11 protein-coding genes and 1 pseudogene are annotated in these 12,324 nt (G+C 45.1%); 7 read left to right on the top strand and 5 right to left on the bottom strand.

Going from position 1 to position 12,324, the window contains the following annotated elements; translation table 11 throughout:
- Positions 1–1,126, top strand: a pseudogene (locus ACEW8S_RS18800) (NAD(P)/FAD-dependent oxidoreductase); the annotation flags it as partial.
- On the opposite strand, the gene xerD reads toward ACEW8S_RS18800, so the two are convergent.
- Complete coding sequence (gene xerD / locus ACEW8S_RS18795; protein WP_373519643.1) at positions 1,123–2,034, bottom strand: site-specific tyrosine recombinase XerD; 912 nt, start codon at positions 2,032–2,034, stop codon at positions 1,123–1,125. The pseudogene ACEW8S_RS18800 and the gene xerD overlap by 4 nt on opposite strands.
- Before the next feature lie 80 nt (positions 2,035–2,114).
- Here xerD and ACEW8S_RS18790 point away from each other — a divergent pair, with 80 nt between their 5' ends.
- The 4 genes from ACEW8S_RS18790 to ACEW8S_RS18775 all read left to right on the top strand — a co-directional run bounded on the left by ACEW8S_RS18790 (position 2,115) and on the right by ACEW8S_RS18775 (position 4,011).
- Complete coding sequence (locus ACEW8S_RS18790; protein WP_373519642.1) at positions 2,115–2,693, top strand: porin family protein; 579 nt, start codon at positions 2,115–2,117, stop codon at positions 2,691–2,693.
- A 168-nt stretch (positions 2,694–2,861) separates the two neighbouring features.
- Positions 2,862–3,278: a type II 3-dehydroquinate dehydratase gene (aroQ, locus tag ACEW8S_RS18785; protein WP_373519641.1), complete on the top strand. Its 417-nt coding sequence runs from the start codon at positions 2,862–2,864 to the stop codon at positions 3,276–3,278.
- Between the two features lie 71 nt (positions 3,279–3,349).
- Positions 3,350–3,601 carry a DUF6364 family protein gene (locus ACEW8S_RS18780; protein WP_373519640.1) on the top strand — a complete coding sequence of 84 codons (252 nt, stop codon included), beginning with the start codon at positions 3,350–3,352 and terminating at the stop codon, positions 3,599–3,601.
- Positions 3,598–4,011, top strand: a complete 414-nt coding sequence (locus ACEW8S_RS18775; RefSeq protein ID WP_373519639.1) for a type II toxin-antitoxin system VapC family toxin — start codon at positions 3,598–3,600, stop codon at positions 4,009–4,011. The genes ACEW8S_RS18780 and ACEW8S_RS18775 overlap by 4 nt, the downstream gene beginning before the upstream one ends.
- Here the strand turns inward: ACEW8S_RS18775 and ACEW8S_RS18770 are convergent.
- The 4 genes from ACEW8S_RS18770 to glgB all read right to left on the bottom strand — a co-directional run bounded on the left by ACEW8S_RS18770 (position 3,992) and on the right by glgB (position 10,699).
- Positions 3,992–5,338 carry an MFS transporter gene (locus ACEW8S_RS18770; protein ID WP_373519638.1) on the bottom strand — a complete coding sequence of 449 codons (1,347 nt, stop codon included), beginning with the start codon at positions 5,336–5,338 and terminating at the stop codon, positions 3,992–3,994. The two genes, ACEW8S_RS18775 and ACEW8S_RS18770, sit on opposite strands and share 20 nt — an antisense overlap.
- A 62-nt stretch (positions 5,339–5,400) precedes the next feature.
- Positions 5,401–6,210 carry a M48 family metallopeptidase gene (locus ACEW8S_RS18765; protein WP_373519637.1) on the bottom strand — a complete coding sequence of 270 codons (810 nt, stop codon included), beginning with the start codon at positions 6,208–6,210 and terminating at the stop codon, positions 5,401–5,403.
- A 90-nt stretch (positions 6,211–6,300) separates the two neighbouring features.
- On the bottom strand, positions 6,301–8,700 hold the full coding sequence (locus tag ACEW8S_RS18760) for a glycoside hydrolase family 31 protein (protein ID WP_373519636.1): 2,400 nt from the start codon (positions 8,698–8,700) through the stop codon (positions 6,301–6,303).
- Between the two features lie 100 nt (positions 8,701–8,800).
- Entirely contained in the window at positions 8,801–10,699 is a 1,899-nt protein-coding gene (gene glgB / locus ACEW8S_RS18755) for a 1,4-alpha-glucan branching protein GlgB (protein ID WP_373519635.1), read from the bottom strand.
- A 195-nt stretch (positions 10,700–10,894) separates the two neighbouring features.
- Here glgB and ACEW8S_RS18750 point away from each other — a divergent pair, with 195 nt between their 5' ends.
- A complete protein-coding gene (locus ACEW8S_RS18750) occupies positions 10,895–11,452 on the top strand; it encodes a collagen-like protein (RefSeq protein WP_373519634.1) in 558 nt (185 codons plus the stop codon).
- Positions 11,453–11,623: 171 nt separating this feature from the next.
- The gene (gene msrB / locus ACEW8S_RS18745) at positions 11,624–12,124 is read left to right on the top strand and encodes a peptide-methionine (R)-S-oxide reductase MsrB (protein WP_373519633.1); all 501 of its coding nucleotides are present in this window, start codon (positions 11,624–11,626) and stop codon (positions 12,122–12,124) included.
- The last annotated feature ends 200 nt before the right edge of the window (positions 12,125–12,324 follow it).

The raw sequence follows: 12,324 nt of genomic DNA, 5'->3' as shown, positions 1-12,324 counted from the left end.
GAACCCGATTCCATCGCCTATCCGCTGCGTAAGGTTTTGCAGGGATATCCCGATTTTTACTTCCGTCTTGCTGAGGTACGGGAAGTGATTCCCGAATCAAAGTTGGTCCGCACCGATATTGGCGATTTAGGCTATGACTATCTGGTTATGGGAACCGGTTCAGAAACCAATTTTTTCGGAAACGAGGAAATCGAGAAAAATAGTATGGAGATGAAATCCGTTCCACAATCCTTGAACTTGAGGAGCCTGATCTTGGAAAATTTCGAACAGGCCCTTTTGACCGATAACCTGCACGAACGAAATGCTCTGATGAATTTCGTTATCGTGGGCGGTGGCCCAACGGGAGTGGAACTTGCCGGTGCCCTTGCTGAAATTAAAAAGGGAATTTTGCCCAAGGATTATCCGGGACCTTGATACCCGAATGGCACAGATCAACCTGATTCAATCGGGAGATCGGATCTTAAATGAAATGAGCGAGCAAGCCTCAAAAAAAGCAGAGGATTTTTTAGAGAACCTAGGAGTTCAGGTGTGGAAAGATACCCGGGTCACTGGGTACGATGGAAAAACGGTGCGCACAAAAACCGATGTAGTGTTCGACGCCGCCACGATGGTCTGGGCGGCCGGGGTAAAGGCCGTATCCATAAAGGGGCTGAACGCCAAAGACCTTTTAGCGCCCGGTAACCGGATGAAAGTGAACGGGTTTAATCAATTGATAGGGTATGAAGCCATTTTTGCAATTGGCGACGCAGCCTGTATGCTTTCCGAAGATGTGCCCCAAGGACATCCGATGGTAGCCCAGCCCGCAATACAACAGGGGCGGCACCTTGGTGAAAATCTCGTTCGCCTGTTGAACAACAAGCCTATGAAGCCTTTTGTTTACCAAGACAAGGGCAGTATGGCGACCGTAGGCCGCAATAAGGCCGTGGTGGACCTAAAACATTACAAATTTCAAGGCGTTTTCGCTTGGTTCGTTTGGATGTTCATACACCTTTTCTTTTTGATCGGCTTTCGAAACCGCATGGTAGTCTTCGTAAATTGGGTTTACAATTACGTGCGATTCGATCGTGAGGCACGGCTGATTATAAGACCTTATAAACGGGACTATAGTCAGTTTAAAGAGGATTAAACACTGCCCTCTTCTTTCCTTGGATGAAATTCGTTCATGACCCGAGCCAGATCACTGCGATCTACGTGAAAATAAACTTCGGTCGTGGTGATGCTTTCGTGGCCCAACATCTGCTGGATGGCCCGTAAATCGGCACCGTTCTGAAGTAAATGGGTGGCGAAGGAATGTCGAAAGGTATGGGGACTTATATTTTTTTGCAAACCTATTTTTTCTACCAGGCGTTTGACGATGGTAAATACCATGGCCCGGGTCAGCCGTTTGCCCCTGCGGTTCAAAAAAAGGATGTCTTCGAACCCTTTTTGGATGATTTGGTGTATCCGTATTTCTTTGCGGTAAATTTCGATGTACTTTTTGTTTACGGGGCTGATGGGTACAAAACGCTGTTTATCACCTTTGCCGGTGACTTTGATAAAATCCTCCTCGAAAAAAAGATCCGAAATTTTTAAGTTAACCAGTTCCGATACGCGTAGGCCACATCCATAAAGGGTCTCAATCATGGCACGGTTACGTTCGCCCTCGGGTTTTGATAGATCAATGGCCGTTATTATCGCATTGATTTCGTTCTCGGAAAGTGTATCGGGCAATTTCCTTCCTATTTTTGGGGATTCGATAAGATCTAAAGGATGGTCTTTGCGGTACTCCTCGAACACCAGATAATTAAAAAAACTTTTGAGCCCCGAAATAATCCTTGCCTGTGACCTGGGATTCATGGTCTTGGCCACTTCATAGATAAAGCGCTGTACCGTTTCTTTGGTAATCTGAATAGGGTCATCGTTTAAACCATTGGTATCGAGAAATGATACAAGTTTTTTAATGTCCCGGATATAATTCTGTTGGGTATTGGTCGAAAGTCCCCTTTCTATTTTTAGATAGTGCCTGTAATCTTCTAGTGCCTGTTGCCAGTTCATTTGAGTAAAATAAAGGTATTCGTTGCGCAATCCAAAGTTTTCTATCTTTGAATCCTAAAACAACTTTAAAATCAATACATATGAAAGGTAAGTTTTTTGCGATAATCGCGATGGTTTTTTTTGGTTCGGCACAGGTATATGCCCAAGTTATACAAGGTAGCAGCTCTTCGGGAAGCATTGGGGAAATTGGGTTCGGGGCAAAAGCGGGATTGAATTTTACCACATTTTTAGGAAACGATTTTGTGGACATAAGTCCAAAGCTAGGGGCTTATGTAGGTGGTATGGCCGAAATACCTGCATTTTTTGAAAATTTCTACTTCCAACCCGAGCTGCTCCTTTCTTTTCAGGGGGCGGATATCGGTGCCGGCAATTTGAACCTATCCTACCTTAACCTGCCGTTAATGGCCAAATATCACATTACTGAAGGGATAGCTGCCGAATTTGGTCCGCAGATAGGTGTGCGACTGAGTGATAATGGCGATGATTTTGGAGGATTTGAGACCAATAGTACCCAAATAGGACTGAATTTTGGCGGGGGCTATCGGTTGAACGACCATTTTTATTTCCAACTCCGTATCGGACTGGGTCTTTCAAAGGTGCGCAAGAATACCGATTTGAGAAATGGTGTAGTTTCTTTAGGAGGGGCCTATTTCTTCTAAAAATAGGTCACACATTCCGTGAGAAGCTAAAACGTTTGAAGCTAAAAATGGAATTATAAGGAGTCTCCAATACCTCTTTTTGGAAAGAACGGGACCGTAAAAAAATAGGGCTTTCAACGGAGCCCTATAGAATTTTGGATGTTGTATATAAGTTAAGAAATTGTTGATATGAAGATACTCATTGTTAACGGTCCCAATCTCAATCTTTTGGGAAAACGCGAACCCGAAGTTTATGGTGATCAGACCTTTGACGACTATTTTGCGGACCTACAGTTTAAATTCAAGGAGGTTCAATTGGAATATTTTCAATCGAATATTGAGGGCGAACTGATCGGTAAGATTCAGGAAGTCGGTTTTTCGTACGACGGTATCGTACTCAACGCCGCCGCCTACACACATACGTCGGTAGGTATCGGCGATGCAGTCAAGGCGGTAGAAACGCCTGTGGTCGAGGTACATATTTCCAATACCCATAAACGAGAGCAGTTTCGGCATATCTCCTATATCTCGCCCAATGCCAAGGGCGTAATTCTCGGTTTCGGATTAAAAAGTTATGAACTGGCGATACAGAGTTTTCTGGGGTAGGGTCTATTGGGTTATTTTTTTTGTGCAATACGTAATAAATAATTAGCTTTGACGTACAAATATAAGACGTCATGGATTCCAAGTTAACCTTAAACTTCGATAAAGGGGTCATCAACAAGGCTAAAGACTTTGCCGCCGAAAACAATATCAGTCTTTCACGCCTGACCGAATTTCTATACCGTAAAATCACTACGGGCAGCTATGAGAACCTCGAAGCGTTGCCTATTTCCGATTGGGTGCATCAAGTCGCAGAAGGTGGGGCCGAGTACAAAAAACGTTCCCGAAAAGCTTCAAAAGATGAATTTTATGCCTCTAAAAAGTGAGGGTTTTTCTTGATGCCAACGTTCTTGTTTCGGTTTTAAACAAAGAGTATCCGCTGTTTACCTTTTCCTCTAGGATATTGAGTATGACGGATACCCAAAGACATCAGCTCTACACCTCCGCCTTGGCACTTGCCATCGCCGTTTATTTTTCCTCCAAAAAAAGCGGTGAGCGCATGGCAAAGAAAAAGATAGCCCTTCTTATCGAAAATATGAAACTGACTACGATCGATCACGAAGTTTCCAAAAAAGCGGTAATGGATAAAAGGGTTCATGATTTTGAGGATGGCATGCAATACTACTCCGCCTTGAAAGCATCCTGTGGCATTATTATCACCGAAGATGCATCCGATTTTTATTTCAGTGAAATTCCGGTGGTAGGATGCGAGGAGTTTATCCTAAAGCATCTTTGATTTCCACTTTCTTTACCCGCAGTAGCAAGAGCATCCCAATCAAAAAAAACAGACCTAAAAAAATTATCGAGTACCGAATGCTGCCGGTTACCTGCGCGACGTACCCGTAGCTGAGCATTCCGATAACGATTCCTATCTTTTCCGAAACATCGTAAAAGCTGAAGTACGAGGTGGTGTCTAGTGCATTCTCTGGAAGTAATTTTGAATAGGTCGATCTAGATAGCGATTGTATGCCGCCCATCACCAACCCGACGAAGGCCGCCGTAAAATAGAATTCCATTGGGGTGACGATGGTGTAAGCGAAAATACAGATACCTATCCATATAAAATTTAGTGCGATTAACGTGTTGATATTTCCGAATCTTGCGGAACATTTTGAAGTGATATAAGCCCCTAAAATTGCTACGATCTGTATAAGCAGAATGCTGACGATCAAACCGGTGGTGGAATTGGTCTCGCCCCAATCCAGTTCTTCGATGCCGAAATAGGTGGCAATCAACATAATGGTCTGCACGGCCATACTGTATACAAAAAAGGCAACAAGATATCTTTTTAGGGGTATATTGGTCTTGATTTTTTTCCAGATTTGTTTCAATTCCCTAAAGCCGTTGAAGAGTACGTTCTTGGTAAAGGTTTGTTTCTTGTTGCCCTTGGGCAAATGGTGATACGTGTATTGGCTGAATCCTATCCACCAAAGGCCTGTCAGGACAAAGGACAAGCGGGTAGGGGTGGACTCATCTTCAAATCCAAAGGTGTCGAATTTTAAGATCATCGCCAGACAAATCAACAGCAATAGCACACTGCCGATGTAGCCAAGCGAGTAGCCCTTGGCGCTTATAGCATCCTGTTGTTCGGGGAAGGCGATGTCGGGCAGGTATGAATTGTAGAAGACCAGACTTGACCAGAAGCCGATCAAAGCGGTGAAGTAGCAGAGAAGTCCGAACCACAAGTGTTCAAGGTTGAACCAAAACAGCCCGATGCACGAGATGGCGCCCAAATAGCAAAAAAATTTCATGAAAACCTTCTTGTTGCCGACGTAGTCGGCTATACCACTTAAAAACGGACTAAGAAAGGAGACGACCAGAAACGCGGCGGCCGTCACGTAACTGATCAAGGTGTCGTTATTGAAATCCGCACCCAAAAATCGCACGGTATCGTCCAGCGTTTTACCATTTTCGTCTTTAACCAAGGTCAGTGCCCCATAGAAAATGGGAAAGACCGTGGAGGAAATTACGAGATTGTAGACGGAGTTCGCCCAATCGTAAAACGCCCAGGCGTTCAACAGTTTTTTGCTTCCTTTGGCCAGTGGTCGGTCGGTGTCGGTCATAGTAAAATAAAAAGCCGCCCTGTTCAAGAACGGCTTTCAAGATACGATTATTGTCGGATATCTTATTGAAACGACGTCACTCCGAATTTCTTGGCTTCGGCTTTGGCCGCGGGTGCCCATTCCGTCAGATTTTGGATCCGGGTGTCGTTGGAGGGGTGGGTACTCAAGAACTCTGGCGGAGCCTGACCACCGCTATTGGCTTTCATCCGTTTCCACAATTCGGCGGCCTCATCGGGATTGTAGCCCGCAATGGCCATAATCTGTAGTCCGATACGATCGGCCTCGGTTTCGTGGCTTCTGCCGAAGGGCAACATAACACCAACTGTCGATCCCACTCCGTAGGCTTGATTGAATAGGTTCCGCTTTTGCTCATCTTGAATCGCCACATTGCCGGCTACGGCCCCAATCTGCTGCAAGGTACCCGCGCTCATGCGCTGTGCCCCATGGTCAGCTAATGCATGCGCTACCTCATGGCCCATTACAACGGCAACCCCGGTTTCCCCATCGCAGATTGGCATAATACCCGTATAGAATACAATCTTACCGCCCGGCATACACCAAGCGTTGACCGTTTCATCCTTGACCAGATTGTATTCCCATTTGTAGTCCTTCAGGTAGCCTTGATATCCGTTCGCCGAAAGCCATCGCTCGGCAGCGGATGATATACGCTGCCCGACTTTGGTGATCATCTTGGCTTCAGCAGTGTTTTCAACAACTTTGTTCTCCTCTAAGAATTGGTCGTACTGGGCAAACGCCGTTGGAAAAATCTGGCTGTTTCCGTAAAAATTTAGGACTTTCTTACCAGTAAACGGATTGGTCTTACAAGCTGTTACCCCAATGAATATCGTTAGAATTAAAACTATTTTTTTCATACTATTTTATATTTTGTGTTTTTAAAGGAACCGGGAAAAAAAGACGGATAAAGGAAAAATGTAGATTCTTTAAATCTCTAGTCCCTTGTCTCATGCTCCCGTAATGTGCAATTGCGTAAAATCTTTGGACACTTCGATACTATTGTCCCCGTTGAGCTTGATAGCCTTTAGTTCCACTTCCTCATTGTCGACCTCTACACTTTTGATTTTGAACGGAAGGCCATGCAACCGTATTTTGAACGTTTGGTACGTAGTTATGAAACTACCGTCTTTAAACTGTTGTATGATGAGTTCTTTTTCTTTCCCCAACAATTTGAAATTTCTGAGGCTGTACTTGCCATTTTCATAGGCATATCCATCATTGGCATCTTCATAAACCGTAGAATTTTCGGCCCCCCTGGTATAATATACGTCTAAAACCAACTCTTTGATCTCTTTTTCGCCGACATACTGCTGTATCGGGTATTTCGGAATCATAGCACCGGCCTTGATAAACATCGGGATTTTATCAATACCGGCAACGACCCATTTTTCTTTTCCACCTTCGATCATCTCATCATTCCAATAATTATACCAATTTCCTTTCGGAATGTACATTCGGCGGCCATGTGCGTTGGGTTCCTGCACGGGACAGACCAAAATCTGTTCCCCAAAAATAAACTCGTCCGTTCTAAAGTGGGTCTGGGTATCTGCTTGGTCAAAGCACACTATCGGCTGCAACATGGGCCTGCCCTCTTTCGAATACCGCCAGAACATGGTGTACAGATAAGGAAGCAGTTGATACCGCAGTTCTATAAACTTCCTAACGATATCGGTGATTTCCGTACCGAAAGACCAAGGTTCTTGATCACCATGATCGCCGCTGGAGTGGACCCTGCAGAACGGGTGGAATATCCCAAGCTGAATCCATCGGGCAAAAAGTTCTCCGTTGGGCTGTTCGGCGAATCCACCAATATCACAACCGACGAAGGAGTAGCCGCTCATGCACATGCGCTGCATCTGTACGTTTGAAATCCATAAGTGCTCCCAAGTGGCGACGTTATCGCCCGTCCAAGTCGATGAAAAACGCTGGGTACCGGCATAGGCCGCACGGGTGATGACCATGGGTCTTTTCGGGTAGACATATTTCTTGACACCTTCGTAGGTGGCCCTTACCATTTGCATACCATATACGTTGTGCGCTTTTCGATGGCTGCAAGGGTGGCCGTCATAGTTGTGCCGGGTATCCAAGGGCGCGGTCTTGGTCGGTACTTCCATAACAGCGGGTTCGTTCATATCGTTCCAAACCGCATGAACTCCGAGTTCGGACATGAATTCCTTATAAAGACCCGCCCACCATTCCCGTACTTCGGGATTTGTAAAGTCGGGGAAACTACATTCCCCCGGCCATACCTTTCCTTTCATGTTAGGGCCGTCTGCGCGTTTGCAGAAATAGTCGTTTTCCATGGCTTCTTGATAGACCCAATACTCTTTGTCTATTTTGATGCCGGGATCTATCATGATTACGGTCTTGAAGCCGTCCTTCTCCAATTCGCCGATCATGCGTTTCGGATCCGGGAATTTTGTTTTATCCCAAGTAAAACAACGAAACCCATCCATATAATCGATATCCAAATAAATAGCATCGCAGGGTATTTTTTCGTCCCTGAACTTTTGGGCGATTTCCTTTACTTGGCTTTCGGGAAAATAGCTCCATTTTGATTGATGGTATCCCAAGGCCCAAAGGGGCGGTAGTTCAGGTGCACCCGTCAAGTTCGTATAGGCCCGGACCACTTTGTACATTTCGGGGCCGTAGAAGAAATAATAGTTCATTTCCCCGCCATCTGCCCAATAACTGGTCGTACTACGTCGTTCGTGGGCAAAATCGAAATGGGTCTTGAAACTGTTGTCGAAAAAGATACCGTAGGCCTGTCCCCCATGGAGTCCGATATAAAAAGGGATGGCCTTGTACAGGGGGTCTTGGTCTTTAGCGTAGGCATATTGGTCGGTGACCCAATTGCTGACACTTTTCCCCTTTAAATTGCTGTGGGTGGCCTTGTCGCCCATACCGTAGTAACTTTCGGAATTTTGGGTGATTTTGCCCATTTTTACGGTATTTCCGCCGTATTCGTAATTTTCTTCCCAGTGAAAACCAAGTTCGTCTTCGTTGATGATATTCCCATCGAGATCTGAAATCTGGGTCCGTAAGGTTTTTTTGTCGACCAGCACTTGGACTTTGGAGGTCTCGATGATATATTCCGTCTTCGTTTCGGCGATGTCAAGGTGGTTATAGCCCCTTCGGGCATCGGGATCGATAGCATACGAAAAATCGGGCTGAAAGGTATGCTCTGTGGCATAGCGAAACCGAATGGTGCGATCTTGGATAACCGTAATCTCGAGTATTACCCCATTGTCGGTCGTAAAGTAAAATCGATCTTTATCCCTTATATAATGGACAATATGGTTGGGATAGAGATTGCCTTTGTATTCCAGGTCTGTATTGGTAATCATGCAGTAAATCTTTAAAGACCAGCAAAAATAAGCATATTAACTTTTAGTTACGAAATGCTTTATCACCAATTGTGAACTACAACGTTGTCGTAGAACTGGCCTACTGAAAAACGACGATACTCAAAGGCGGAATAGTCAATTCGATAGACTGCTCGCGGCCGTTCCATGGTTTTTCGATGAGTTGGGTCAGTTTAGTTTTCATGCCCGATCCGCCGTATTTCTTGTCGTCGCTATTCAAGATTTCCTTTATTTTTCCGGAATCCTTGGGAATACCGATTTTATAATTCTCCCTAGGGATCGGCGTAAAGTTGCAAGCGACAAAAAGATCGTTCTTGGTATCGTGCCCTCTTCGGATATAGGTCAAAACGGAATTTGCATGATCCCCGTAATCGATCCATTGAAAGCCATCGGGACTGAACTGTTTTTCGTAAAGCGCCGGTTGGCCCTTGTACATCTTGTTTAAATCCTTGACCAATGCCTGAACTCCAGCATGAACTTCATATTGCGTCAAATGCCAATCGAGGCTTTGCAGAAAGTTCCATTCCGAGGTCTGGCCAAATTCCCCGCCCTGGAAAATGAGCTTGGTGCCGGGGTGGGTGAACATATAGCCGAACATCAGGCGTAAATTCGCAAATTGCTGCCATTCATCGCCGGGCATACGATAGACCAGCGACTGCTTCCCGTAAACGACCTCATCATGTGAAAATGGAAGCATAAAGTTTTCCGTAAAAGCGTAGGTCATACTAAAGGTCAGGTCGTTCTGGTGGTGCTTGCGATAGATGGGCTCTTTTTTGAAATATTCGAGGGTATCGTGCATCCATCCCATCATCCATTTCATGCCGAAACCGAGTCCCCCGTATTGTACGGGTTTCGATACCCCGGTAAAGGCCGTCGATTCTTCGGCAATGGTCTGAACATCGGGGAAGCTGCCATAGACCGCCTCGTTAAATTCCCTGATAAACGATAGGGCTTCGAGATATTCGTTGTTGCCGTACATGTTGGGCTGCCATTCGCCTTCCTCCCGTGAATAATCCAAATATATCATGGAGGCTACGGCATCTACCCGAAGGGCATCGACATGATATTGATCTAGCCAAAAAAGGGCGTTACTGATCAAAAAGGCACGGACCTCGTTTCGGCCATAATTAAAGATAAGGCTCTTCCAATCGGGGTGATATCCCTTTTGTCTGTCGGGATGCTCGTATAGATGCGACCCGTCGAAAAATCCGAGACCGTGGGCATCCTCGGGGAAATGGGAGGGTACCCAGTCCAATATCACGCCGATACCGGCCTGGTGCAGTTTATCGACCAACAGTTTGAAGCCTGCCGGGTCCCCGAAACGCGAGGTCGGGGCGAAGTATCCGGTAAGCTGGTAGCCCCAGGACGGGTCATAGGGAAATTCCATGATCGGCATAAACTCCACATGGGTAAAACCCATTTCTTTCACGTATTCGACCAGATCTTTGGCCAGTTGTGTATACGTAAAGAAGGTGTTGTCCGCATTGCGTTTCCAAGAACCAAGGTGGACTTCATAGACCGAAAACGGGGTATCCAACGAATTTTTTGATTTTCGGTTGCCCATCCACTTCTTGTCCTTCCAATCGTAATCGGCTTCCCAAATGACAGAGGCCGTTTTCGGGGGCTGTTCGCAATATCGGGCAAAGGGATCCGCCTTTTCGGTCACTACCCCGTGATTGTTCGAATGGATCTTATACTTGTAGATTTCGCCTTGGCCGATTTCGGGAATAAAACCTTCCCAGATACCACTGGCGTCCCACCGTACATGTAAAAGATGCTCGTACTCGTTCCAACTATTGAAATTGCCGACCACCGATACCGAGCGCGCCGTCGGTGCCCAGACCGCAAAATAGGTGCCTTTGACCCCATTGAGTTCCATGGGGTGCGATCCCAATTTTTCATAGAGGCGAAAGTGCTTGCCCGATTTGAAGAGATCGATATCGAAATCGGAAAATAGACTGTAAACGGTTACGTCTGCCATAGTGCTGGATGTTGGATTAGTAATAGAAATCGGCGTCAAATCTAAGCAACTTTGCCCAATGCCTCACTTCTTTCCCTTAAACTTAAGGAGTTTTCTTGTTTTTCGGGATAAAAGATACGCTTTTTTGAAAAACGGAACGCTTTTTGAAACTTTAAGTTTAGATTACGGAATATAAACCTTTTAAAATTTAGAATTATGAAAAACATAGCAGTAGTATTTGGTGCATTTTTGACCCTATTTTTTGTATCATGTGAAGGTGATCCGGGGCCTCCGGGATTTGATGGTCTTGATGGTCCGCAAGGGCCAGCAGGTCCAGCCGCTGGACAGGTAATTGATATCTTTGGTGATTTTGCCGCTGATAGTAATTACGGATTTTTCTATAGTTTTCAGGATGACGGAATCGAGGTTTTAGAAACTGATGTTGTCTTGGTATATCTCTCCTTCGACCAAGTAGAGGATAATAATGGTGAACCTGTCGATATTTGGAGGCTGCTGCCTCAAACCAGACTTTTAGATCAAGGCATCTTACAATATAATTACGAACACGATTTTTTCCGCGTAGATATCTTTCTGGAGTCCGATTTTGATTTGAGCACCTTAGAACCGGGAGATACGGATAATCAAAAGTTTAGAATCGCTATATTGCCAGCGGATTTTGTGCAAACAGCAAAACTGGATAAATCCAACATCGGTTCTGTAATGAGTTCTTTAGGAATTTCGGAAAAGGATGTTCCGAAAATAAGAACTAATTAATAGTTGTTCTTTCATGAATTGTAGAACCCTGCTTTCAAAGCAGGGTTCTATTTTTACTTTGGATGTATCTTTAATCCCAATAAAAACTTTAGTATGAAATCCCCGTAGATATAGTTGAAAGGATATTGCCTCGATCACGTCTAAAACAAACACATATAAAACTCAAACATCATGTATATGAAAACGGCATTTGCACTCTGTCTGTTACTGACCGGCTGTAATGGAAATTCACAGGAAAGTAAAACGGCGATGACACAGGATGACCAAGCCGAAAAGAAATTCGAGGTCGTCAAAACGGACGCTGAGTGGCAGGCAGCGCTCACCCCCATAGAATATCAGGTGTTGCGCCATGCCGCTACTGAAAATCCGTTTAGCAGTGAATTGCTCGATAATAAAGAGGATGGCACCTATGTCTGCGCCGGCTGCGGTACCGAGGTCTTTAAGAGCGATACCAAATTCAAATCCGGCACCGGATGGCCCAGTTTTTATAGGGAAATCGAAGGTAATGTCGCCTATGATGTCGATTATAAAATCGGTTACAAGCGTACCGAAGAGCATTGTGCCACCTGTGGTGGCCACCTCGGCCATGTTTTTGAGGATGGTCCCGAACCTACCGGTTTGCGACATTGTGTAAATGGGGCTGCATTGAATTTTGTTCCGGCGGGGGAGTAGGTTGAAAGTAGCGGTTGGTAGTTGAAGTTGGCAGAATGATTCTGCCTGCATATGAGATTATGTAGTAACTGGTTTAAGGTCCAATCGCTACTGCATAGCTGTTCAAGGTTTGAAGTATTCATTGAATACTTCGAACCTTGATTTTTTTGGTCCAGAAACTTCGAAGGGTACTTGGGATTTGGAATTTCATTTCCGTACTT

Origin of the sequence: Pricia sp., from assembly GCF_041745955.1 — a bacterium.
Classification (GTDB): Bacteria; Bacteroidota; Bacteroidia; order Flavobacteriales; family Flavobacteriaceae; genus Pricia.
The sequence above is the reverse complement of the archived record's forward strand: the minus strand, read 5'-3'. Positions and strand labels throughout refer to the sequence as shown.

Coding starts and splice junctions, on each gene's coding strand:
- msrB (WP_373519633.1), top strand. CDS start 11,624: ATGTATATGAAAACGGCATTTGCACTCTGTCTGTTACTGACCGGCTGT.
- aroQ (WP_373519641.1), top strand. CDS start 2,862: ATGAAGATACTCATTGTTAACGGTCCCAATCTCAATCTTTTGGGAAAA.
- ACEW8S_RS18765 (WP_373519637.1), bottom strand. CDS start 6,210: ATGAAAAAAATAGTTTTAATTCTAACGATATTCATTGGGGTAACAGCT.
- xerD (WP_373519643.1), bottom strand. CDS start 2,034: ATGAACTGGCAACAGGCACTAGAAGATTACAGGCACTATCTAAAAATA.
- ACEW8S_RS18790 (WP_373519642.1), top strand. CDS start 2,115: ATGAAAGGTAAGTTTTTTGCGATAATCGCGATGGTTTTTTTTGGTTCG.
- ACEW8S_RS18780 (WP_373519640.1), top strand. CDS start 3,350: ATGGATTCCAAGTTAACCTTAAACTTCGATAAAGGGGTCATCAACAAG.
- ACEW8S_RS18760 (WP_373519636.1), bottom strand. CDS start 8,700: ATGATTACCAATACAGACCTGGAATACAAAGGCAATCTCTATCCCAAC.
- ACEW8S_RS18770 (WP_373519638.1), bottom strand. CDS start 5,338: ATGACCGACACCGACCGACCACTGGCCAAAGGAAGCAAAAAACTGTTG.
- ACEW8S_RS18750 (WP_373519634.1), top strand. CDS start 10,895: ATGAAAAACATAGCAGTAGTATTTGGTGCATTTTTGACCCTATTTTTT.
- glgB (WP_373519635.1), bottom strand. CDS start 10,699: ATGGCAGACGTAACCGTTTACAGTCTATTTTCCGATTTCGATATCGAT.